General features: G+C 62.7%; 21 protein-coding genes and 1 pseudogene. 18 read left to right on the forward strand and 4 right to left on the reverse strand.

What is annotated here, in order from left to right:
* Nucleotides 1-92 precede the first annotated feature (92 nt).
* The 5 genes from ACIPV6_RS19325 (at nt 93) to ACIPV6_RS19345 (ending at nt 5,354) form a co-directional block, all read left to right on the forward strand.
* Nucleotides 93-1,079, forward strand: a complete 987-nt coding sequence (locus ACIPV6_RS19325; RefSeq protein ID WP_400272436.1) for a tripartite tricarboxylate transporter substrate binding protein — start codon at nt 93-95, stop codon at nt 1,077-1,079.
* 468 nt (nt 1,080-1,547) lie between these two features.
* Entirely contained in the window at nt 1,548-2,540 is a 993-nt protein-coding gene (locus ACIPV6_RS19330; RefSeq protein WP_400272437.1) for an amidohydrolase family protein, read from the forward strand.
* 35 nt (nt 2,541-2,575) lie between these two features.
* The gene (locus tag ACIPV6_RS19335) at nt 2,576-3,253 is read left to right on the forward strand and encodes an RraA family protein (RefSeq protein ID WP_400272438.1); all 678 of its coding nucleotides are present in this window, start codon (nt 2,576-2,578) and stop codon (nt 3,251-3,253) included.
* A gap of 14 nt (nt 3,254-3,267) precedes the next feature.
* Nucleotides 3,268-3,840 (forward strand): tripartite tricarboxylate transporter TctB family protein, encoded by a 573-nt coding sequence (locus ACIPV6_RS19340; protein ID WP_400272439.1) that lies wholly within the window; start codon nt 3,268-3,270, stop codon nt 3,838-3,840.
* A 2-nt stretch (nt 3,841-3,842) separates the two neighbouring features.
* A complete protein-coding gene (locus tag ACIPV6_RS19345) occupies nt 3,843-5,354 on the forward strand; it encodes a tripartite tricarboxylate transporter permease (protein WP_400272440.1) in 1,512 nt (503 codons plus the stop codon).
* Here ACIPV6_RS19345 and ACIPV6_RS19350 read toward each other — a convergent pair.
* Nucleotides 5,351-6,133: a MurR/RpiR family transcriptional regulator gene (locus ACIPV6_RS19350; protein ID WP_400272441.1), complete on the reverse strand. Its 783-nt coding sequence runs from the start codon at nt 6,131-6,133 to the stop codon at nt 5,351-5,353. The two genes, ACIPV6_RS19345 and ACIPV6_RS19350, sit on opposite strands and share 4 nt — an antisense overlap.
* Nucleotides 6,134-6,298: 165 nt before the next feature.
* Here ACIPV6_RS19350 and ACIPV6_RS19355 point away from each other — a divergent pair, with 165 nt between their 5' ends.
* The 3 genes from ACIPV6_RS19355 (at nt 6,299) to ACIPV6_RS19365 (ending at nt 8,402) form a co-directional block, all read left to right on the forward strand.
* Nucleotides 6,299-7,267 (forward strand): tripartite tricarboxylate transporter substrate binding protein, encoded by a 969-nt coding sequence (locus ACIPV6_RS19355; protein WP_400272442.1) that lies wholly within the window; start codon nt 6,299-6,301, stop codon nt 7,265-7,267.
* Nucleotides 7,268-7,366: 99 nt separating this feature from the next.
* Nucleotides 7,367-7,582: a hypothetical protein gene (locus tag ACIPV6_RS19360; RefSeq protein ID WP_400272443.1), complete on the forward strand. Its 216-nt coding sequence runs from the start codon at nt 7,367-7,369 to the stop codon at nt 7,580-7,582.
* A 49-nt stretch (nt 7,583-7,631) separates the two neighbouring features.
* Nucleotides 7,632-8,402, forward strand: coding sequence for a 2,3-diphosphoglycerate-dependent phosphoglycerate mutase (locus ACIPV6_RS19365; protein ID WP_400272483.1), 771 nt, complete (start codon nt 7,632-7,634; stop codon nt 8,400-8,402).
* A 488-nt stretch (nt 8,403-8,890) separates the two neighbouring features.
* On the opposite strand, the gene ACIPV6_RS19370 is transcribed toward ACIPV6_RS19365, so the two are convergent.
* Nucleotides 8,891-9,541, reverse strand: coding sequence for a flavin reductase family protein (locus ACIPV6_RS19370; protein WP_400272444.1), 651 nt, complete (start codon nt 9,539-9,541; stop codon nt 8,891-8,893).
* A 289-nt stretch (nt 9,542-9,830) separates the two neighbouring features.
* Complete coding sequence (locus tag ACIPV6_RS19375) at nt 9,831-12,203, reverse strand: family 78 glycoside hydrolase catalytic domain (protein ID WP_400272445.1); 2,373 nt, start codon at nt 12,201-12,203, stop codon at nt 9,831-9,833.
* Nucleotides 12,204-12,313: 110 nt separating this feature from the next.
* Between ACIPV6_RS19375 and ACIPV6_RS19380 the strand changes: the two are divergent.
* Together ACIPV6_RS19380 and ACIPV6_RS19385 are read left to right on the forward strand one after the other, a co-directional pair.
* Nucleotides 12,314-12,445: pseudogene (locus tag ACIPV6_RS19380) on the forward strand (TetR family transcriptional regulator); the annotation flags it as partial.
* Nucleotides 12,446-12,469: 24 nt separating this feature from the next.
* Entirely contained in the window at nt 12,470-12,961 is a 492-nt protein-coding gene (locus tag ACIPV6_RS19385; RefSeq protein ID WP_400272484.1) for a TetR family transcriptional regulator C-terminal domain-containing protein, read from the forward strand.
* Here the strand turns inward: ACIPV6_RS19385 and ACIPV6_RS19390 are convergent.
* A complete protein-coding gene (locus ACIPV6_RS19390; protein WP_400272446.1) occupies nt 12,958-13,782 on the reverse strand; it encodes an IclR family transcriptional regulator in 825 nt (274 codons plus the stop codon). The genes ACIPV6_RS19385 and ACIPV6_RS19390 overlap by 4 nt on opposite strands.
* 237 nt (nt 13,783-14,019) lie before the next feature.
* Here ACIPV6_RS19390 and ACIPV6_RS19395 point away from each other — a divergent pair, with 237 nt between their 5' ends.
* The 8 genes from ACIPV6_RS19395 to ACIPV6_RS19430 all read left to right on the forward strand — a co-directional run bounded on the left by ACIPV6_RS19395 (nt 14,020) and on the right by ACIPV6_RS19430 (nt 23,480).
* Complete coding sequence (locus ACIPV6_RS19395; protein ID WP_400272447.1) at nt 14,020-15,576, forward strand: ABC transporter substrate-binding protein; 1,557 nt, start codon at nt 14,020-14,022, stop codon at nt 15,574-15,576.
* A 56-nt stretch (nt 15,577-15,632) separates the two neighbouring features.
* Nucleotides 15,633-16,586, forward strand: a complete 954-nt coding sequence (locus ACIPV6_RS19400; protein ID WP_400272448.1) for an ABC transporter permease — start codon at nt 15,633-15,635, stop codon at nt 16,584-16,586.
* Nucleotides 16,583-18,610 (forward strand): dipeptide/oligopeptide/nickel ABC transporter permease/ATP-binding protein, encoded by a 2,028-nt coding sequence (locus tag ACIPV6_RS19405; RefSeq protein WP_400272449.1) that lies wholly within the window; start codon nt 16,583-16,585, stop codon nt 18,608-18,610. The genes ACIPV6_RS19400 and ACIPV6_RS19405 overlap by 4 nt, the downstream gene beginning before the upstream one ends.
* On the forward strand, nt 18,607-19,614 hold the full coding sequence (locus tag ACIPV6_RS19410; protein WP_400272450.1) for an oligopeptide/dipeptide ABC transporter ATP-binding protein: 1,008 nt from the start codon (nt 18,607-18,609) through the stop codon (nt 19,612-19,614). The genes ACIPV6_RS19405 and ACIPV6_RS19410 overlap by 4 nt, the downstream gene beginning before the upstream one ends.
* A 101-nt stretch (nt 19,615-19,715) precedes the next feature.
* Complete coding sequence (locus tag ACIPV6_RS19415; protein ID WP_400272451.1) at nt 19,716-20,606, forward strand: alpha/beta hydrolase fold domain-containing protein; 891 nt, start codon at nt 19,716-19,718, stop codon at nt 20,604-20,606.
* The gene (locus tag ACIPV6_RS19420; RefSeq protein WP_400272452.1) at nt 20,603-21,574 is read left to right on the forward strand and encodes an alpha/beta hydrolase fold domain-containing protein; all 972 of its coding nucleotides are present in this window, start codon (nt 20,603-20,605) and stop codon (nt 21,572-21,574) included. Before ACIPV6_RS19415 ends, ACIPV6_RS19420 begins: the two co-directional genes overlap by 4 nt.
* Before the next feature lie 94 nt (nt 21,575-21,668).
* Nucleotides 21,669-22,526 (forward strand): alpha/beta hydrolase fold domain-containing protein, encoded by an 858-nt coding sequence (locus ACIPV6_RS19425; RefSeq protein ID WP_400272453.1) that lies wholly within the window; start codon nt 21,669-21,671, stop codon nt 22,524-22,526.
* A 96-nt stretch (nt 22,527-22,622) separates the two neighbouring features.
* Nucleotides 22,623-23,480 carry a fumarylacetoacetate hydrolase family protein gene (locus tag ACIPV6_RS19430; RefSeq protein ID WP_400272454.1) on the forward strand — a complete coding sequence of 286 codons (858 nt, stop codon included), beginning with the start codon at nt 22,623-22,625 and terminating at the stop codon, nt 23,478-23,480.
* Nucleotides 23,481-23,496 lie beyond the last annotated feature (16 nt).

The following is a 23,496-nucleotide window of genomic DNA, read 5'->3' on the forward strand; positions in this document are numbered from 1 at the left end:
GGGATGAGGTCGAGCGGCCTACAGAGAACCCGCTCCCGCCGGACCATTGTTGAAGCGGCGCTCATCAAACACAGCAGAATAGGAGCAAACAGATGCGCAAGATCATCGGCAGTGTGGCCGCAGGATCAGTCATCCTCGCCTTGGCCTTGACTGGCTGCGCGCGGACTGGCGGCAATTCCACCGCACAAGCCACCGCCTCATTCCCTAGTGGAAAGCCCATCGAAGTCATCGTCCCCTACGACGCCGGCGGGTTTACCGATGTCCTGGCCCGCATCGTTGCCGAGGGAATGTCCAACGAACTCGGCAGCCCCGTGCAGGTCATCAACAAGCCCGGTGCCGGTGGCACCGTTGGCCTGAGCCAGCTGGCAGCCGAGAAAGCGGACGGGCTGACCATCGGAACACTCAATATGCCTTCTGCGCTGGCTTACCTGGACAAGTCCAAGAACCTCACGTACACCACAGCTTCCTTCAAAGGCATCGCAGGACTGGCCACGAGCCCCACCGTTGTCGCTGTCCGCGCCGACTCGCCCTGGAAGACATTCGAAGACCTGGTCGCCGCCGCAAAGGCATCCCCCGGGCACATCACACTGGCTGGCGGAACCAACGTGACCAGCGACGACGCCCTGACCGTGGCGGCCTTGGAAAAGAACGGTGTTGACTTCAACGTCGTCACCATCGACACCGGGGGAGCGGACAAGACCACGCAGCTGCTGGGCGGACAAATCCAAGTGACCGTAGGAAGCCTCGGAGCCGTGAAGACCGGGCTTGAAAGCAAGCAAATCCGCTTGCTCGCGGTGGCCAGCGAGGACAAGAGCCCCCTGATTCCGGACGTGCCCACCCTTAAGACCCTCGGCTTCGACATCGTCACCTCCGGCAACGTAACTCTGGCCGCTCCCGCCGGCACCCCGCAGGAATACGTCGACATCCTCAGCCGCAGTGCCGAAGCTGCAGCCAAGGATCCCGACCTCGTGAAGACCGCGAACGCAGCCGGTTACGACATCCTGTTCCGTGACGCCGCCGAAACCACCAAGTACTGGGAAGACCAGGAATCCGCTGCCGCGGAGATTCTGGGCAAGTAAGCAGACTTTCGAAGGACCGCTCCGCGGCCGCCGGGTCCAAGCCCGCCGCGCTGCCGCGGAGCGGCTCGTTCGTGCGCCCTGAGGGGCCCAGTCGCCGACGTCTCTGGGGCCCAATAACGGCCCAGACCAGCCATCCCCTGGCTGAAGCGCGTCCCATCAAGTCCATGCTGTGCCACGCGCTGCGCAATCACGGCATCCGCCACTCTCTGGCATGCAGGAAAATTGCAGAAATGTTTTTTTCTGCAGGAAATATGCATATAGTGTTGCGGGCTGCAGTTCCGGGGCCGCAATGTGGCAGGCCACACGATGAAGAAACAGATCGAAATGCCGGCACGGCGTTTTCCCGCCAGCGCCACCGGCAGACCCGAGGAACACGAACAATCAGGGCAACCACGGCCCGCTGCAGGGCATCCCGACCCGGACGGCCAGCTTTTACAGACCAAACAGGACGAACCGAAGGAAATCCTCATGCGTATCGACACCCACGGCCACTTCACCACTGCGCCCCCGCAGCTGGAGGCTTGGCGTGCGCGGCAGATCGCCCAGTTGAACCGGCCCGCAAAGGGAAAGATTGTCATCAGTGACGATGAGATCCGTGCTGCATTGCAGCGCCAGCTGTCGGAGATGGAACAGACGGGTACTGACAAGCTCATCTTTTCCCCACGGGCCTCCGGCATGGGTCATGAGTTCGGCAATGAGCGGATCAGCCGTTACTGGACCGAGCACTGCAATGACCTCATTCACCGTGCCTGCTCGCTGTACCCTGACAAGCTGATTCCAGCGGCCCAGTTGCCGCAGTCCCCAGGGGTCAGTCCTGCCAACTGCATCGAAGAACTGGACCGTGTTGTCAACGACATGGGATTCGTTGGTGTCAACGTGAACCCTGACGTCGCCGGCGGCGGCCAGCCTTTCACTCCGGCCATCAGCGATTCCTGGTGGTATCCGCTGTGGGAGAAAGTCGTCGAACTGGACGTGCCTGTGCTCCTGCACGCCACTTCGACGGTGAACCCCGCTCTGCACCTCAACGGCTCGCATTACACCAACTCGGACTCCGCCGTCGTCTTTGATCTCGCCTGGTCCGACCTCTTCGACCGTTTCCCGACCCTGAAGATCATCGTTCCCCATGGCGGCGGCGCTGCGCCTTTTCAGTACAACCGCCACCGCTCCCTGCATGAGCTGGCCGGCAAGAAGCCCTTCGAAGAGGCCATCAGGAACATCTACTTCGATACGGCGATCTACGACAGCGACTCCATGGAGATGCTCATCCGGAAGATGGGCGTCGACAACGTGCTCTTTGCCGCCGAGATCGTCGGCACCGCCAAAGCCATCGACCCGAAAACGGGGAAGCGGTTCGACGACACCGCCAGCTTCATCGAAGACATCGAGTGGCTGACCGAGGACGACAAGAACAAGATCTTCGCCGGGAACGCCCAAAAGCTGTACACCCGCGCCAAGTTCTAAGACCGCCCCCCAGAATCCGCAGAAGGAGAACATTCATGAAACCCGGCTTCCAGGCCCTCATCCGCCGTCAGGCGATTTCAGCGCAGATCGCCGAGCGATACAAGGCCGTTCCCGTCTCCACCGTCAGCGACTCGATGCACCGCCTCAGTGCCGCAGGAGCCAGTCTGCGTCCCATGCACCGAGGTGCCGTCATGGCCGGTCCTGCAGTCACCGTCCGGACCAGGCCCGGAGACAACCTCATGGTCCACCTCGCCCTGGACATGGCCGAACCAGGCGACATCGTCGTGGTCGACGCCGGAGGGGACCTTACCAATGCCATCATCGGTGAACTCATGGTCATGCACGCCACCCAGCTTGGCCTCGGGGGCATAGTCATTAACGGAGCCATCCGCGACAGCGGAGCCATCGCCGATCAGGACCTTCCGGTCTTCGCCGCCGGCGTCACGCACCGTGGACCCTACAAAGACGGGCCCGGTGAAATCAACGTTCCGATTTCCGTCAACGGGATGACCATCCGGCCCGGCGACTTGGTCATCGGTGACCCGGACGGCGTCCTGGCAGTGCCCTACGAAGACGCCGAATCCATTCTGGAAGCAGCGATCGCCAAGAACGCAGCCGAGCTGGAATCAGCAACGAAGCTTCAGGCCGGCACCAGCTCACGCGACCACATCAGGGCTCGGGTGGAGAAACTCGGCGCATACATCGAAAACTAAGCGGAGGGACGATGATGGCAAGCGTCAAAGAAGACCCAGCCGCCCCGAACCCAGGCGAAGCGATTGCTGATCCGCAAGCGCACGAGGAGAGACTGCCTGTCACGACCGCCTACCGGCGGGCCAACCAGATAGCCGGAGCCGCCGTTGCCCTCTTGGGCGGCGCACTGACCTACGGTGGTCTGTCCCTGGGTCTGACAAGCAGGGGAGTACCCGGCCCAGGCCTGTTTCCCACCATCATCGGCACACTGCTGATGGTGCTGGGAGTCGCCCTGTTCCTCATCGCACTCACCGGCCGGCTCGACCGAAGCGAAGATACGGCCGTCCCCGACCGGATCGGGGTCAGAAGAATCCTGGTCACCCTTCTGGCCTCCGCCATCTTCGTCTGGGCCGTCCTCTGGGTCGGCTACCTCATCGCCATGACACTGTTCGTGTTCGCGCTGCTGACCTTCGTCGGCGGACGCAAACAGGTCAACAGTGCACTCATCGCCGTCATCTTTGGCGTCGGATCCTACTTCGCCTTCAAATTCGGTCTTGGTCTGCCGTTGCCGATGTCCGCACTGCCATTCCTGCACGGATTGGGGCTCTGAACATGTTTGAACAACTTCTCAACGGCTTCGTGGCCGTGCTCACCTGGGAAAACCTGCTTCTGGCCCTGATCGGCTGCATCCTCGGGATGCTCGTGGGCATCCTGCCAGGGTTTGGCCCGGCCGCGGCCGTAGCCATCCTGCTTCCGGTAACCTTTGCGCTGGGCCCAGTCCCCGCCCTGATCATGCTGGCCGCCATCCTCTACGGGGCCAGCTACGGAGGGACAATCACCGCCGTCTTGCTGAACGTTCCAGGGGAAACATCCTCTGTCGCAACCACAATCGACGGGTATCAGATGGCCCTCAAAGGACGGGCAGGAGCGGCTCTGACCATCGCAGCCGTGGGGTCCTTCGTCGGCTGCATTGTCGGGCTCCTGGGGTTTGTCGTCGCAACGCCCCTGTCCCAGTTCGCCCTGGCATTCGGACCGACCGAGTTCTTCTCCCTCACCCTCCTGGGGTTGAGCCTGGTCATCGGGCTTGCAGGGAAGTCCATGGTCAAAGCACTGATCAGTGCCGTTATCGGGCTGGGCATCGGTATCGTCGGAATCGACCCCTTGGCCGGCGTTCCCCGGTTCACATTCGGGCAGGCACCCCTGCTGGACGGAATCAACTTCATCGCCGTGGTCATGGGACTCTTCGGCGTCTCCGAACTGCTAACGACAGTCGACCACTCCACCAAATTCGGACGCGCCCTTCCAGTAGGAAAGATCTGGCCAACACGCACCGATTTCCGGCGCTCGGTCGGACCGATCCTGCGCGGCGCCCCGCTTGGATTCTTCTTCGGGCTCCTTCCTGGATCGCCCGGAGCGGCCACGTCCTTTGCCTCCTACACCCTCGAAAAAGCCGTCTCCAGAAGGAAATCCGAGTTCGGCAAGGGCGCCATCGAGGGCGTCGCCGGTCCGGAAACGGCCAACAACTCCCTCGCCATCGCCGGAATGATCCCGCTTTTCACCCTGGGCGTCCCTACCTCTGCCACGACGGCAATCCTTATGGGCGCCTTCATCGTCAACGGACTCATCCCCGGTCCGCTGCTCTTCCAAGACTCACCCGATGTTGCCTGGACCATCATCGCCAGCATGTTCGTAGGCAATGTCATCCTTCTCATCCTGAACATCCCCCTTGTCAGGGTGTGGGTGTCGTTCCTGAAAACACCCTTCCCGGTGCTGTATGCCGTGGTTTTCGGGTTCATGATCCTTGGCGCCTACACACTGGACGGCAACGTGTTCAACATCGGCGTCCTGATCATCTTCGGGCTCATTGGCTACCTCATGCGGAAAGTCGACATTCCTCTGGCGCCCATGGCACTGACCATCGTGCTTGGTGACCTGATGGAGAGCAATCTCCGGAGAGCACTGGCAATCTCCGGCGGGGACCCATCGACGTTTCTGCAAAGCGGTATCTCGCTGACACTGCTCATCCTGGCCGTTGCGTCCATGGGCGGAGCGCTCCTCGCGCGGATACTCGGCAGCCGCAAAGCCAAGGTGCAGAAGGAGCGTGAACTCCTTCTGCAAGACTAGGCCTCCCTGACCGACGCAGTCCCGAGCTGCTGCATGAGGGAGTAGTCCATGGCGTAGCCGATCGTTGCAAGAACGACGAAGACACCGTGGTTAAGCTCCGACCTCGGCACGGCAAGAACAAAGGGCGCCTGCGGGTGCAGGGCGAGGATGGGCTGGTCGGTCACCAGCACCACCGTGGTTCCCTGCTCCAGCAGGGCACCCTCAAAGCCCTTCATGGCCTCATATTCGGAAGAAAGGAGAAAAAAGACCACAATGTCAGCGGGTCGAACCGTTCCCAGTTGATGGCCCAGTTCGTTGCCGGTCTGGTGGATCACCGTTGACGGGATGCCCAGCAAGGCAATTTTCCTGGCAAAGAAGTCCGCCAACGGGCCCGTCAGCCCATTAGCCGCAATGAATACCCTATCCGCGGCCAAAAGCGCCTTCATGGCACCATCGATGGAGGCTTGAGGCACATGTTCCTCCACCTTCTCAAGCACTTCGATCTGCCCCCGGAGAACCTGCGCGAGCGAGGTTTCTTCCAACCCCGGCTGCTTTTTCGACGGCCTGCTGGGACCCACGCTGTCCGACGCCAGCTCCAAGCGAAGCGCCAGATAGCCGGAATAGCCCAGCTTCTGGGCGAACCGGACCACCGTAGATTCGTGCACATTGGCCACCTCAGCCAACTGTGCAGCGGTGTACAACGGGGCGCCCCGGCGATCCCCTAGAAGGACCTCGCTGATTCGGAGCTCGGAACTGGTGAGCGTGCCCGGAGCATTCTTGAGTGCTTCCCTGAAACTCACGTACGTCTCCTCCTCCTGCCGTCGACCGCGGCTGGTCGGCCCATTGCCATCACACAAAACTAACCCTTGACATGAACGCATGTTTCTTGCAGCATAACAAACGGGTGCAGGAAAACATGCAATCCACTTTCACTGCACATCGCAGTACCTTTCCCAGGAGATTCAATGAAGAAGCTCATCCTTGCCGTCATGGCAACAGCAGCTCTCGCTCTTACGGCCTGCGCTCCGGAAACGGCGCCGGCCACAGACGTGGACTACCCTAAATCCGGTTCAACCGTGAAGCTCATCGTCCCCTTTGCCGCAGGCGGCACGACGGACATTACAGCGCGGGCCTTTGCACCGCTTCTCGCCGAGGGGCTCGGAACGAACGTCGAGGTCATCAACACACCTGGAGCCGGTGGACAGATCGGACTCACCGCACTGGCAAACGCTCCTGCTGACGGGTACACCATTGGTTTCACCAACCTGCCCTCCACGATCCCGACTTATCTGGTGAAAGACCGGGGCGCGGCGTACACGAAGGAAAGTTTCGTCCCCATCGGAGGGATGGCGCGCACCACCAATTACTTCGCAGTCAGCGCGAAGAGCCCTCATACTTCCCTAAAGGATCTGCTTGAGGCCGCGAAAGCCACCCCGGGGAAGATCACGGTAGGCGTAGCCGGAGATGACGAGCAGCTCGGTGTCCAGGCAGCAGCAAAGTCTGCAGGCGTAACGTTCAACATCGTCCCCTTTGACAGCGGCAGCAACAAGACAACCGCACTCTTGGGCAACAAGGTCGATGCAATCGTCGGCGGAGGAACCACCGTTGTGCCGGGGGTAAAGAACGGCGACTTCCGGGCGATCGGCATTTTTGGCGGATCGAAGGACCCCTTCCTGCCGGACGTTCCGACGTTCAAGTCACTCGGTATCGATATTGACATCAACGGCTATCTCGCCGTTTCCGCGCCTAAGGGAACATCCGAACAGACCATCAAGAAGATTGAAGCCGCGGTCGAAAAAGCCGCATCGGACAGCAAATTCAAGGAAATGGTCAACGCAGGCTTCCAAGAGCCGCTGTTCTTCCCAAGCTCCGACATCGAAAGCAAGTGGACTGCCCAGCAGTCCACCTTTGAGAACCAACTGGCCGCCAAATAGCACGGCCGGTCCGTGGCTCCGGCCCCCCGGGGCGGGAGCCACGGACCATACACAAATCTCCGGTATTGCACTCCGGAACAGATGGGAGATGAGGAACCCATGCAGACCACAGCGAACCTGCCCATTTCGGTGACAGCAACGACGCGATCGAACATGGAAGCTCGGCTGGACGCCGCCGTCATTGTCGCCAAGCGAGCAGCAATGCGCAACGGAACGCAGGGCATTCTGGTTACCAGACTGGACTACGGATCATTCACCGTGGATTTGAGTGATTCCGTACCGTTCGGGCTAACCAGGGAACATCATGCTCTCTGACGGGTCGGCTGCGGATGCTGCCGGCCGGGGGAGCACACGCACCGTGGGCATGGCAACGGCGTATCGCACCCGGAAGGCATCTTTACTTCCCGGAGCCTTGATACTCCTGCGGCACGGTACGACCGTCTGGCACGAGGAGAACCGTTTCACGGGGTGGGCGGATGTGCCGCTGAGCTCAACCGGAATAATGGAGGCACACCGGGTCGGAGAATTACTCTCGGCAGCCAACATCTTCCCCGACGTCGCCCACACATCCCGTCTCGTACGTTCCATTCAGACGGCCAACCACGTGCTTGCGGCGGCCAAATCTTCGTGGGTGGACAGCAAACGGACATGGCGGCTCAACGAACGACACTACGGACTCCTCCAAGGTCAACGACGCGAAGATGCTGTCACAAAGTACGGAGGCACCCACCTTGACTGGTGGCGGCGATCCTGGGAAGGAACACCGCCACCCAGCCGCGAAAGCGTCGATCCATTTGACCCCCGCTATGGCGAAGGCTCAGGGGTCCCGCCCATGTCAGAGAGTCTCAGAGACGTCAGCCACCGGGTACTCCCATACTGGGAAAACGAGATAAAAAACGATCTCCGCCGAGGTAAGACAGTACTTGTCGTGGCGCACAGCAATTCCCTCCGCGCCATCGTCAGGCATCTGGACCGAACTCCGGATGAGGACCTGGCGCACCTGAACATCCCCATTGCCAGTCCACTCATCTACCGCTTCGACTCGACCATGGCAGCGGTCTCACACAACTATCTGTCTGCTCGGCAATCGCCGGCCCGCAAGACAGAGGTCAAAGACCTCGTTTCGGAATTTTGAGAGCCGATGATGCCGAGTCCCAGCGTCGGCGGACCCAAACCTCCGAGCCCGATCGAATGGGGAAGAGCGGCCGAACGCGGGCCGCAGTCAGCTGTGAAGTCAAACTTGTGGCCCAGGAGGCATCCAGGTCGCGGGTTTTCTTTTGATGCACAACGCGGCGGCCGGTCCATCCTGCCAGGCACCGAGGATACGGATGCTTGCAGTCAAGTAAGCGCTGACCAACCCTAAGGACGTGACCAGGCAGATCCACGTCGTTCATCTGACCAGCAAGCCATCAATGAATGCGCGATTCTCTCTCCCTGTGACGCTTTCGACGAAACGCCGATAACCGTGATTCCGTCAAGCTACGAGCCGTTGCGTCGCCGTCCCGGGGTGGCCGGTTCCGGCTGAGAGGTCGCGGGGTCAGGTCCGTGGTTTCTGGTAGTCATCCCGGCCTGAGACCCAGTGGACACCGGGGGAATGCCTGGTAGCGGGTTGCGGGCGATGGATCAGGAAACGGCCCCCGAGACAGGGGTTTCGGTTCGGTATGAGTGGCCGAGTTGCTGGTGGAGTCCGAAGTAGTGTCTGAAGTTGTAGATCAGCGGGCTCCATTTGGTCGGGTCGATGTGCTGGGTGTCGGGAACGACGATCTCGGCGGCCGCGTGCACGCGGCTGACTGCGACCTCGACGATTACGAAACCTCCTGCTGAGCCTTCGGTAAGGCTGAGTGCTGTTCCTTCCAGCTGAAGGGCACATTCGGCGACTCGCGGCGGGTTCACCGTGTCGGAGGGCAGGGGTGTCAGCCCGGCGGCGGTGAACTTGTCCGGCTGGAACCTCATGCCGTGCGGCTTCGTGGACGGGACAGGGAAGCGTCCGGTCAGCGGGGCCAGGCGCTCAACGTGCTCCCACAGGTCCGGTGACGGGACGTTGATGACGAGCTCGGGCTGTTCGCGGAGGTTGGACACGGTCTGCCCGTCGGTGCCGATGCCCAACACCACGGTGTGGCCTAGAGCCCAGGCCGATGAGATCGGTGCGAGGTTGGTTGTTCCGTCGGGATTTGTCGTGGATATCAGCACGACGGGTGTGCCGAAGTAGAGGATACTCGGCTCGATAGTCAGGAACGTCTCGGTCACGGGTTCAGCATGCAGCGCATAAGTCACCACACAACACTAATCGGGATCAACGACTGCATGCCGGATACGTACCCGTAGCCAGACACCGCAAACGCAGTGAGCCACGCAACTCGCCTCGTCAATGGCCAAGACTCGCGCAAATCAGCCCCAGAAGGCCTGCTCCGGCTCGACCGACACGGCCAGACCCGACACCCGTCTAATGCACGATTCTGTCCCCTAACGACACCTCGGACAGAACGCCGATAACGGATATTCCGTCAGGTTGGCTTCACCGCCGTCCAGTGCCTCGTCCAAGATCCTGCCCGATTTCGAACATTCAGCGGCAGGTGCAGTCGAACTGATGCTGTCCACCAACAACTGTGTGTCTGCTTCCGTCCGGTAATTTCACCGTTGCCCTCGACCCAGCTGGCAGCTCGATGGTGAGATCGAACTTTCCGGCCTTCATCGTCCATGCCGCACTGACCCGGCCGCGGAAGGTCTCGACGGCGGCACTCGCGGATGTGATGCCGCCTCCAGGTTGCGGTGCGATGGTCACTGAGCGATAGGCGGCGTGCTCGGCGTCGGGGTTGTCCGGCAGGCGGATGCCGGCCACATGGGTGTAGAGAAACGACGCCACGGCCCCCTTGCTGTAGTGGTTCAGGGAGCCCTTGGCTGTGGTACCGGAACCGCCGTCCCACCACTCCCACATGGTCGTTGCTCCTGCGTCGAGCATCCCCAGCCATGACGGCTCCTCTGTTGAAAGCAGGAGATCATAGGCGACATCCAAGTATCCATGGTCGGCCAGGACGGGCAGCAACATCCCTGTCGCCAGGAAGCCTGTGCCCAGCCGGCCGCCGTTGGCTTGGATCAATTCCACGAGCCTGGCCGCGGTGCCAGGCCGCAAGTGTTCAGGTACCAGCCCGAAAGCCAGTGCCCGCACATAGTGGCCTTGGGACTCCTCCCTGAGTCTTCCGTGGTGGTCGAGGTATTCCTTTTGCCATGCTGCGAGTGCGTTGGCACTTAGTGCGCCGTAACGTGATGTTGCTTCGGCGTTGCCGAGTACTCTGGCTGCTGCGGCGAGCAGGCTGGCGGAACGGTGCAGGTAGGCGGTGGCCAGGATTCCGTGGTCGCGGGTGGGGTCCGGGTTTGGCGGAGTATCAGGCTCGAGCCACTCGCCGAAGTGAAAGCCCGTGTCCCACAGGTACTGCTCGTGGGGCAGGGGAACGGGGCGCCGCGCAGCCCGCTCCGGGTGACGCGCCGAGGATGCGATCCCTGCTGCGTAGTCAACCCAGGCACACATCGGCGGGAACGCCTCGGCCAGTAAGGTATCTTCACCGTATGCTCGCCAGAGCGACCACGGGACAAACACGGCTGCGTCACCCCAGCCCGCCGACCCTGCGGCGAGGTCTTCAAAGGCGTTGCCAGACGGGCCATCGCCTGCCGGGTTCGGCACGACCGTTGGCACCCGACCATCCGGCCACTGGTCCGACGCCAAGTCCCTCAACCACTTGGCGCTGAACCCTGAGACGTCATACATGAGGGCAGCGGTGTCGACGAACACCTGCCAGTCGCCGGTGAAGCCGGATCTCTCCCGCTGGGGGCAGTCGGTGGGAACGTCGCAGGCGTTGCCGCGGAAGCTCCAGAGCACGGCGTCGTGGAGGGCGTTGAGGCGGGGATCGCTGCACTCGAAGTGGCCGGTCCGCTCCAGATCCGAGTGGACAACGACGGCGGTAATGTCGCCTGGCGTGGGGGCGTCGCCGTCCCGGTCGAGCTGCACGTATCGGAAGCCGTGTGTCGTGTGCCGTGGTTCGAAGACGTCCCCGGCACGTCCCGCGGAAATGACCTCATCCACTTGGCCTGCGGGCAACTTCGCCCCTGATGCGAATTCGAAGGCTCGAAGGTGTTCTGTCGTGACAGAACCGGTATCGTCCAGGACCTCCCCGTGGACAAGCCGGGTTCGCGTCCCGCTGGGTCCCAGCGTTGTCCACCGGACCCAACCATTGATGTTCTGGCCAAAGTCCACCACTGTGCGGCCCGGCATGGGATACGTCACCGCAACGGGCTGAAGTTCTTCGATTCGTCGCACGCCGGGTTCGGTTTGGATGACAAGGCGTTGCCGGTCGGCGTACAGCCCATTTCGGCGAGGCACCACGGGAAGCCAGCCATCCGGCGTCGTACCTTCGCCCAGGGAGCAATGGAGCCGGAAATCAGTGGCCTGGCCGTCCATGAGGTCGGCGCGTGTGATGTGGCTTTCCCGGGATGCCCACTGCGGGCCTGTCGTGAGGAGGGTCCTACGGTCCGTCCGGATGGCGCCGAGGAAGGCAGTCTCTGCTCCGAACCCGTTGGCGCGGCGTTCGAAGCCGTGCCGGCCGCGGAACCAGCCGTCGGACAGCAGGGCTGAGACCTCGTTCTCTTCGGCGGCGGCCAGCAGGGGAGTGATATCCCATGACTGCACCTGGAGGCGTTTCCGGTAGGACGTACAACCAGGCGTCAGTTCCTCGTGGCCCACGCGGGTGCCGTTGACGAACAATTCGTAGATGCCGTGGGCAGTGGCATGGACTGTTGCCGGACCGTCCTCAGGGCCCCAGGTGAAGTGACCGCGGAGCCAGTATGCCGGCCGATGGCCGGGCTCGGTGGGTGTCTTTTCGCTTGGCGAAATCCACGTGGCGCCGCTCAGGGACACTTGGGCGGAAGGCTGAAGGTCAATCACAGGCAACTCCTTGAAGAAATCGGCCTAATTGCCGGATTGATCCAATGCTAGAACATAAAAACCGAGTAAGCACTGTTTTTATTTAGGTCCATGAATGGCTACCCTGAAGCATGCGAACGCGGCGGAAAACTGGAAGCTATGAGGTGGGGCGGGCCAAACGCACCCAGATCCTCGATGCGGCAACGAGGCTCTTTGCTGCGTCCGGCTATCACAGGGTGCCCTTATCCCAGGTGGCAGCGGATGTGGGGCTCAGTGAAAGCGGTCTCATGCATCACTTCCGATCCAAGAAGCACCTTCTGCTGGGTGTCGCCGAGCGGAGGCTTGAGCAGACGGCTACCTGGTGGGGCTCGCGCTGGGACGAGCATGCCGAGGATCCCGCGGCCGTGTTCCGGAATATGGTGGACTCCACGCGTGAACTGGCCAGGGAGCCGGGTCTCATCGAGTTGTTTGTGCTGATCTCTTCGGAGGCCGCTGATGCAACCACCCCGGCGCACGAACTCTACGCCTCCTGGTACGACAGGGCCGTGCATGAGACCGCGCAGCGACTGGACGAGGGGGTCGGGAGGGGGCACCTGCGGCCCGATTTCAACGCGACAGCATGCGCCCGGGAGATAATTGCCGTCAGTGACGGACTGCAACTCCAGTGGGTGTTGTCAGGCGGAAATCTCGATCTCGTTGAGGGTATCCGCGACTACTCCCGGCGCCTCGCCCGCTCCCTCCTGGCTCCAGAACACGCGGGTGCAGCCGATAGCCTTTAGCGCATTCGCACGCTTCCACTGGGCTCGGGGCTGTAACCCAGGTTTCGCGACACAGCCCTGGCTGTGGCCTGTACGGCGGGAGCCAACACGTTGGGTGGCGTCGCGCCGTCGGGTACCACAATTGACAGTGCTGCCACCACGGACCCTTCGGCGCCGAATATGGGGGAGGCTACGGATACGGTCCGCGACGGTGCCGATCGTCGGATCATGGCCACGCCTGTTCGGCGGACATCGGACAGTGTGCGCCTCAACTGGCCTTCGGGCATGGAGTCCACGCCGGCTTCGACATCGGGCGGTTGGCTGATGACCAGCTCCTGGAAGTCAGCGTCTGCACCCGACAGCAGGACCAGGCCCACCGCCGTCGACCTTAACGGCGCGCGCCCGCCGACGCGGTAAGCGACTTCGGTTGCCTCCTTGGACGACAACCGCTCGATCAAGACGGCCTCGTTCCTGTCCCGCACGGCAAGCAGTACGTGATGGCGGGTGACGGCGAAAAGGTCCTCAAGGTAGGGCAGGGCGATCTCCCGGACGCCGTGACCGCGCGGCGACAACGATGCCACCTCCCATAGCCGGACGCCGACGACGTAACGGTCGTCCTCCAGGCGCTCCAAGGCCCCCCATGCCACTAACCGGGCTATCAGCCGCAGTGCCGTAGGGGCCGGCATCCCGGCCAGCCGCGCCATTTCGGACAGGGTCAAGGCACGACGGCGGTCGCTGAAGACGGCGAGCAAGCTCAGTGCGCGATCGATCACGGGTTCGCCCTGCTTGGGTCGCCCGCCGCGTTGCGGTTTTTCGGCGGCGTTCCCATTCTCGACGGCCATTCGGCTGAATCCTTTCAATCCGGGAAGTGACTTCCACCACAATACTGTTTCAACCAATGAAATACACGTGGGGGAACGTGCTGTTCGCCCACGACTCTTGAAGAAGCCGGTCACCGGAAGCCATCTGACGAGAGGGCGCCGACGGGTCGGCCCGCACAAGGTCAAAGCAGACCCTATCCAGGCCACCGGTTCCTCATCTCGACACACGATTCCATCACGAATGCGAAGGCGCAGCACATGAATCTCCTCAACTCACCTGCACGTCGGAGCGCGGCCGTCCTGGCCGGGGCGCTCCTTCTGGGATCCCTGACAGCCTGCGGAGGCGGCACTGCCGCCACGTCCACCGTGGACAAGAGCACACTGACCATCGCTACCGACAGCGACAGCGCATCGTTCGGCTACGACCCCTTGCGGGTATCGGACGCGCAGCGGCAGTTCTTCGAGGGCCTGTACGAGAACCTGATGACGCTGCAGCCCGACGGCAGCGTGGGACCGGGCCTGGCGAAGGAGTTCAGTTACAACGCCGATAACACCGTGCTGACTCTTACCCTCAAGGAAGGGGTTACCTTCACTGACGGCTCCACCTTGGACGCGGCATTGGTCAAGGCGAATCTTGATCGCCGCAGTGACACCGCCCTCAGCGCCTACTCGGCCATCGCCAAGGGGGGTGCACAGGAGGTCACTTCGGTTGATGTTGTGAGCCCTACCCAAGTGGCCATTACCTTCGCCAAGGCACAGCCTGGATTCGAGAAGAACCTCACCTCGACCTTGGGCATGATCGTAGGTAAGAACGCCGTCACGGACACCGCGAGCCTGGCCACCACTCCGGACGGTTCAGGGCCCTACACCTTGGACACCGCGACCACGGTCAAGGGCAACAAGTACGTCTTCACCAAGAACGACAAGAACCCCGACGCCTCCAAATACCCCTACAACAAGATCACGTTCAGCGTCATCATGGACCCTCAGGCCCGCGCCAACGCACTGGTCTCGGGCCAGGCGGACGTCGCTTCCCTGACGTCTCCCACTGTTGACTTCGCCAAGTCCAAGGGAGTGGGCGTGTCGCAGATTGGCGGCACGGTCCAGACCATGATTTCCTTCGACAAGATCGGGAAGACCGCACCGGCGTTCGCGAGCGAGAAGGTGCGCCAGGCATTCCAGTACGCCATCAACCGCCAGGCTTTGGTCGATGCCCTCCACAAGGGCGACATCCCGGCGTGGAACGCCCTGCCCAAAGACTCCGCTGGTTACTCGGAGGACCTGAACAAGACATATGCCTACGATCCCGCCAAGGCCAAGGCCCTCCTGGCAGAAGCTGGCTATGGCAGCGGTTTTGAGTTCACGATCATCGCGGGCCCACAGACCCAAACAGATCTTCAGGCAGTCCAGAAGGACCTCGCCGCCGTCGGAATCACCATGAACGTCAAGCTGGCAGCCTCCACGGATGAGGCGTTCGCCGCGGTAGCAACCACCCCGCTGGGTTACGCCCCGCTTGGCTGGGACAACCCGGTTGGTTTGATGTACGGGGCCGTCCTGAGCGGTTTCACCAACGTCCAGAAAGCCACGGATGAACAGCTGAATGCAGCCACTGCCGAGGCTGCTGCCGCCAAGGATGACGCCGCCAAGAAGGCTGCCCTGACCAAGCTCAACACCCGCTTGGTGGAGTCCGGTTGGATGATTCCGCTCTATGAGTCACTGACCAACCAGGGCTACAACACCAAGAAGGTCCAGCAGGTGAAGTTCGCTGGAAGCAACGTGTACCCGCTGCTCTCTTCCTACGCACCCACCAACTGATTCACCAATAGGCCTGGCGCCGACTCCCGTAGGGGATCGGCGCCAGGCCCCGACCAATGGAGGTCACCATGGCTATGTTCGTCACCAAGCGCCTGCTGATGGCGCTGGCCACCGTGCTGGTGGTGGCGGTGCTGGCGTTCCTGCTGGTCCACGCCATGCCTGGCAGTCCCGGCGCTGTGGCTCTGGGAGCAGGCGCCTCGCAGGAGGCTATCGACCAGTTGAACCAAAGCCTCGGATGGAACGATCCGCTGGTGGTGCAGTTCTTCCGCTGGCTGGGCGACGCCATCCAAGGCAACCTCGGGAACTCGCTCATCGATGGCCGGTCGATCAGTGCCGATCTGGCCAACAGGCTTCCCGTCACTGCTTCCCTCGCCGCAGGGGCCACGGTTATCAGTGCCGTCTTTGGCGTGTTCCTCGGAGTCACGGCCGCTGTCCGCGGCGGTTTCCTCGACCAGCTGATCGGCGGTTTCGTCGGACTTCTTGTGGCACTTCCCGCCTTTTGGATCGGCGTCATCTTCGTCTACCTCTTCGCCGTCCAGTCATCCGTTTTCCCAGCCACCGGCTATGTGCCGTTTGAGGTTTCGCCGCAGGAGTGGGCCATGTCCCTTGCCTTGCCCGTCGTCACTCTGGCTGTGGGCGGAGCGGCGTTTATCGCCCGCCAAACCCGCGCGTCGATGCTCGAAGCCCTGCAGCAGGAACACATCCGAACCCTCCGGGCCACAGCCACACCCACGTGGAAAATTCTCTACATCCACGCCCTCCGATACGCGAGCCTGCCCATCGTGGCCGGTATCGCCCTGCAGTTCATCGGCCTTTTCGGCGGCTCCGTCATCGCGGAGCAGCTGTTTGCCATGCCCGGCCTTGGCCAGGCCGTCCAGACGTCCGTCAGCACCCACGACGCGCCAGCCGTTCAGGGGGTCGTAGTCATCGCCACGGTGGTGGTGGTTGCCGTGAACCTGGTGCTTGAACTCGCCACCAAATTCCTTGACCCGAAGTTGCGTGCCTCATGATCCCCACTCTCCCCAGTACCTCACGTAAGACGGGCCTGACCAAGCTCTCAGGCCACCGGCTGCTTACTTCGCCAGCGGGCGTGGCAGGCACCCTCTGGCTTGCGGCCATGATCGTAGCCTCCCTCACGGCGCCGTGGTGGTTGCCTTTCAAGACTGAGGACCAGGACTTCACTGCCGTCCTCTCCGGACCGACTGCCACACACTGGCTGGGCACGGACGAATTGGGCCGTGACATCCTTAGCCGCATCTTCGCTTCAGCAGCCGAGACGCTGGGGACGTCATTCATCACCGTGATTGTCGGCGTCGGGCTTGGAACCCTGCTGGCCTTGACGGCAGCCAACAGCCAGCGGGCCGAAGGGCTCATCAGCCGGGTCACCGAGATCATGATGTCGTTGCCTGGCACTGTCATCATTCTTGCCGTTATCGGGGCCGTCGGCACCAACATCCCCCTGATCATGGCCATTCTTGGCGTGCTGATCTCAGCCGGCATCTACCGAGTGATGCTCGGCCAGGCAAAGTCCCTGCAGAACCAGCTGTACGTCGATGCGGCCAAGGTGGATGGACTGAGCCCACTCGCCATCAGTGCCCGCCACGTGCTGCCCGGCCTCGCCACCACCATCGTGGTGCAATCGGCGCTGATCTTCGCTGTCGGCCTCCTGATCCAAGCCGGCCTCGCATTCATTGGTTTCGGACCTCCCCTCCCAAAGCCCAGCTGGGGCGGAATGATCCAGAGCGCGTCACAGCACGTCTACGACGCCCCATGGTTGATGGTTCCCACCGGCGTTGTGCTGGCTTTGACGGTTCTGTCCGCCAACGCGATCGGCAACGCCTTGGGCAAGGCTCCCAACGCCATGGCACCGCATCTTCCCTCCGCCGCTGCCCGCCGCAAGCGGGCAGCCCAAGTTGCTGCCGCGGCGGCAGCTGCCCCCCGTGTTGACGATGCCCCGGAGGCCGGTAAGCTGAGCGTCCGCGGTCTTTCCGTGGCGGTCGACGGCGGAACACCACTGGTCACGGACGTCTCCTTCGACGTCGAGCCTGGAACCGTCCTGGGGCTGGTAGGCGAGTCCGGCTGCGGTAAGACCATGACCGCCTTGTCCCTCATGGGGCTGCTGCCCTCCGGCGTCGCTGTCAGCGGCGGGCAGATTCTCTGGAACGGCAAGAACCTGGCCGCCGCCACGGACAAGGACATGGAAAGTATCCGGGGACGGGACATCGCCCTGATCTCCCAGGAACCCATGCGGGCCCTGGACCCCATGTTCACTGTTGGCTACCAGTTGACCTCAGCCGTTCGCAGACTGCGCTCAGTGGGAAAGAACGAAGCCAAGGCGGAGGCACTGAGCCTGCTGGGAAAGGTGGGAATCGTCGACGCGAAGCGCATCCTCAAGGCTTACCCGCACCAGATCTCGGGCGGCATGGCCCAGCGCGTCGCCATCGCCCTGGCCTTGACCGGCAATCCAAGGCTGCTGGTTGCCGACGAACCCACCACCGCCCTCGACGTCACCGTCCAGGCTGAAATCCTCTCCCTCCTACGGTCGCTCGTGAAGGACACGGGCATGTCCGTGGTCATGGTGACACACGACCTCGGCGTCGTGGCCGACATCTGCGACCAGGTTGCAGTCATGTACGCCGGCCAAGTAGTGGAGAACGGCCGCACGGCCAGCATCCTGGACAACCCGCGGCACCCGTACACCTTGGCACTCCTTGCGGCCGATCCCCATGCGAACACTGCGCACGACATGCCCGAGCGCCTGGCCACCATCAAAGGCCAGGTTCCGCAGCCCAAGGATTGGCCCACCGGTTGCCGGTTCGCCGCACGCTGCCAGTTCGCAGGATCTGCCTGCCTGGTACCTGTGCCACTGGTTCCCTCGGGAAGGGAATCTGGCTTGGTGCGCTGCGTCAAGGCCGACGAACTGGCCATGGAAGGACTGGCGTGGGTGCTCACCGACGTCGCGTCAGAGCACGCAGTTCCGTCGGATGTTCCCGCCCGGCACAGAATGGATATCGTTGAAAAGGACATGGCATGAGCATCGAAACCCCGCTGTTGGGTCCCTCCGATACGGCTGTTCGACCGAAGCCCATGCTTGAGGTCAAAGACCTCGTAGTCCGTTACGGTCGGGGACGGAAGGCCGCAGCCGCACCGGCGGCCGTCGACGGCGTCAGCTTCGCCATCCAGCCGGGCGAAACGGTTGGCCTCGTGGGGGAGTCGGGCTCTGGAAAGTCCACCATCGGCAAAGCACTTCTCGGTCTTCAGAAGGTATCCGGTGGTTCCGTAGCCTTCCAAGGTGAAGACATCACGCACGCGGGCAGCGGTAAACGCCGGTCCATTGGCGGTGAACTCCGCGCCGTCTTCCAGGACCCCAACTCCTCGCTGAACCCGCGGAAGACCATCGGTGCCTCCTTGGCAGAACCCTTGCGTGTCCGCGGTATCGCCAGCGGGGAGGCGCGGATCAAGGCAGAGGACATGCTGGAACGCGTGGGCCTGCCAAGGGAAGCCGTGGACCGGTATCCTAGCCAGTTCTCCGGAGGCCAACGGCAACGCATCTCCGTGGCACGTGCGCTGATTTGCGAGCCACAGCTTGTGGTGTGTGACGAAGCAGTGAGCGCTTTGGACCTCTCCACGCAGGCGCAGGTATTGAACCTCTTGGCAGACCTGCGTGACGAGCGCGGCCTGAGCTACCTGTTCATCGCGCATGACATCTCCGTGGTCCAATTCCTGGCCCAGAGGGTGGTGGTCCTTTACCGCGGGCAGGTGATGGAATCGGGTCCTGCCGCAGCAGTCACTGAATCACCGAAGCATCCCTTTACCCAGGCCTTGGTCGCGGCGTCACCTGTGCCGCGGCCAGCGGAGCAAGCTGAACGCCGTGCTGTCCGCGAGTCCATGGGGATCCGAACAGCCGCTGCCGTCGACGCCACACCAGGCGGGTGCCCCTTCCGGCAGCGTTGCCCCCTGGCCACCGAGCTCTGCGCCACCGAACGCCCGGCCCTACGGCGCGTGGGCGAAGCAGACGTCGCGTGCCACTACGCCTGAACATTTCAACAATCCAGGAGCCAACCTTGTCGATCGAAGCAGCAGACACCGCTTATCGCGCACCCACCCCGCCACCCTTTCCCGCTTTTCACGCTCCCGGTATGCCCGAGGAAGTGTCGGAGACATCGCTGCTTCACCGCGAGCTAAGCTATGCGATCGCCGTCGGTTTCCGGCGGTTATCCATGGACGTCTGGCTGCCACGGGTGGCGACGGGGGCAGCGGTCCCGTTGGTGGTCTGGATTCACGGAGGCGCCTTCCAGCTGGGGGACCGCCGTGAACTACCACCCACCTTCGCTCCCAACTCGGTGTTCCACCTTCTGAACGAGGCAGGAATCGCGTGTGCCACAGTGGACTACCGGCACTCATTGGAAGCGCCGTTCCCGGCCCAGCTGCACGACATCAAAGCCGCGGGCCGGTACCTCCGGCACTACGCGGAAGTCTTTGGCATCGATGCGCAACGGATCGGCGTATGGGGAGAATCGGCAGGCGGCCACCTGGCCGCCATGGTGGGGCTCACAGGAACACGCGAAGACCTCGAGGGAGGTCTGGGCGTGCAGGGCTATCCAAGCTCCGTAAGCGCAGTGGTGGACTTTTACGGCATCTCATCGCTCACGCACGTGGAGCGACGCCAAGGAGTCGAAGAGTTGCTGAAAGGTCCTTTGCTTGCCGCCGTGCCGGAAGGAACATCGTTGGACCCTGGCACGATGTTGGTGGGTGGCGTGGCTGAACCCGCCCTGTTGGATGCCGCCAGTCCCTTGGGTTACGTCACCGCTGATGCTCCGCCCTTCCTGCTGATCCACGGCGATAGCGATGGCCTGGTTCCCCTTGCCCAAAGCCAGCTCCTATCCGCTGCGCTGAACCAGGTGAATGTCCGAAACGAACTGATCTCTGTAGAGGGCGCCGATCACTGCTTCTTCTTCGCAGAGGACCACATAGACCGGATCCTCCGTACGTCAATTGACTTCCTCCGCCAGGAACTCCTGCAACCATGAGCCTCGACGCCGAGCTCAGTGAGCTGATGGAGCCGGTGGCCGGAGCCCCGTCTTTCGCCGAGTTGCTCGCCGATCCATCAGGTGCGGACAGGCTCGAGGCCTTCAGCGGTGCCGGGCTCCCCTATTCGCCTCCCGATGTCCCCGTGGCGGAGACCCACGCACCAGGTCCGAACGGCCACGTTCGGCTGCGCGTGTACGGCCCGCTTCGGGGCAAAGCTGACGACGGCGGCGTCCCCGGGTTGGTCTGGCTGCACGGCGGGGGCTTCGCCGGCGGTGACGTGCATATGCGCGAAGCCGACCAATTGGCCCGAGAGCTCGTGGCCAGGACCGGTGGCGTTGTCATTTCCGTTGACTACCGGCTGGCCAGGGACGGAGTTCATTTCCCCGTGCCGCACCAAGATGTCCTGGCTGCGTGGTTCTGGGCCTGTGAACAGTCGCAACGGTTTGGAATCGACCCGGGCAAGCTGTGCCTTGGCGGTGCCAGCGCGGGAGCCAACCTTGCAGCGGGGGCCGCCATGTACTTGAAGGACATCGGCATGCAGTTGCCGGCGAAGATGCTTTTGGCTTACCCGTTTCTGCACGCGGCGCTGCCGCCTCTCGACGTGCCGTCCGGAGTGATGGCGTCCCTGCCGCCCATCCTGCGCTTTTCGGCCGAGGACTGCACGGCCATCATGGAAAACTACATCGGCGGCCCGGCCAGCATGGCGTCCTCGTATGCCGTGCCCGGGCACGCCGATCCTTCGGGTTTGCCGCCTGCGGCCATTCTGGCGTGTGAGTACGACGACCTCCGACCTTCAGCTGAACTATATGCAGAGAGACTTCGCGACGCGGGCACCGTTGTAGCGTTCAGACTCGAACCTGGAGCCACCCACGGCTACCTCAATCACTCCGCAGCGCTGGGCATCGTCCAGCGGGGGCTGGCGTTCCTGGGAACTGAACTGGCAATCGCTGGTGGTTCCAATGATTGAAATCGAAGGTTCTGGTTGGGGCCAGTATTCGACATCCTTAAAGGACAGGCCAGGAACATCGAGAATCCGGCCAACAAAGCAGAGGGAGTCGACGATGACGGACGGCCGCCACTTGAAGGGCATCGAGTTTGCCCGCACCGGCGACGACGGTTCGAGCCCACTGCTGCTCGATCTCTACCTGCCGGAACCCGCCACGGAAGATGCCGACGCCAAGAACCTGCGGCCCGCCGTCGTACATTTCCACGGTGGCGGCTGGCGCGTAGGGGAGCGATCCTCACTGGGCCCCGTCTGCGACGGCTTCGGCCTGGCACCTTTCGACGTCCTTACTGACGCCGGTTTTGTTGTGGCATCGGCCGACTACCGCTTGAGCGCCGAAGCGCAGTTCCCCGCCCAGCTCCATGATGCGCTGACCGCAGTCCAATGGCTGAGGGACCACGCACGCCAGTACGGTGTTGATCCGAACCGCATCTACGCCTGGGGCGACTCCGCAGGCGGGCACTTGGCAAGTCTGGTCGGGCTCACAGGCAAGGACAGAACCGGCGTTGCCGCAGTCGCCGCGTGGTACCCGCCGACTGATCTGGTTCACATGGGGGAACAGGCCCTTCCCGACGCAATCGCCCGCGCCAGCGATCCCGGCTCCCGCGAAGAACACCTGGTAGGCGCAGTCCTGGCCAGCGATCCTGCAAAGGCAGCAGCGGCCAGCCCCATAAGCTACGTTCATCCCGACGCCCCACCCTTCCTGCTGGTCCATGGCACAGCAGACCGGTTCGTTCCCGCGGCGCAGTCCGAATCGCTGGCCGAAAAGCTCGAAAAGGCCGGTACCGACGTCGAACTCCTCCTCCTCGACGACGCCGACCACATGTGGCGGCTCGAAAATGGAAGTCCGGCCGCTGCCGACAAGGCGCTCGCCGCTACGGTCTCGTTCTTCCGCCGCCAGTCCGGCCAACCCTAACTTTCCCGCACCATCGGCTTCGGCAACCCCCGGAGGGGTCCATTTGCCGTGCCCATCCACCGACAACCGCCTCCGGGCGAAGCTGAAAGGCTCCACATGCAGTACATAGGTATCAACCACGACGGCGGCACCTGGGTAGCAGCCCTCATCGGTAGTTCCGTCTTTCCACAGGCGGCGGTCACGGACTTTTGGGCCGACGCCGCCCGCTGGCATGAAAAGGCGGCCGCGATCATCACGGACTCCACCGTGGCCATGGATCGAGCGGACGTGACCGAAGTGCCGTTGGTTCCTGCCTCGGCACGCGTCATCTGTGTGGGGCTCAATTACAAGGCCCACGCAGCGGAAGGCAGTTACAAGGACCAGGAACTCCCGCCATACCCGACGCTCTTCGGCCGATGGACAGCCTCGCTGTCCGTCGGGCACGTCCCCGTTCCGGTACCAAGCGGCGAAGCGGGCCTCGACTGGGAGGGAGAGGTAGCCGCCTATATCGGAAAGCGCGTGAAATCCGTAGATGAGGCCGGAGCTGAAGACGCGGTGTTTGGTTACTCGACCTTCAACGACATCACTGCCCGGCGTGCCCAGAAGCTCACGTCGCAGTGGACACTAGGCAAGAACGGCGACTTTACCGGCCCCCTGGGTCCCTTGGTCAGCCGCGACGTCGTCGGCGACCTCCGTGACGGCCTCCAGGTCCGCACCCGGGTGAACGGTACCGAAGTCCAGAAGGGCAACACCCGGGACATGATCTTCTCCGTCCCGGCCATCATCTCGCTGATCAGCGAAACTTTTACGCTTCACCCCGGCGATGTTATTGCCACCGGAACGCCCGAGGGGGTCGGCTATGCGCGAACGCCGCAGTGGCTGCTGCAGGCAGGCGACACTGTTGAAGTCGAGATCGAGAAACTTGGCACCTTGGTCACACCTGTTGGTGAACCGTCACTGCGGGAGAGGGCCTGATGACTGCCATCGACCA

This window comes from Paenarthrobacter sp. NPDC089988 (genome assembly GCF_044748465.1).
GTDB lineage: Bacteria > Actinomycetota > Actinomycetes > Actinomycetales > Micrococcaceae > Arthrobacter.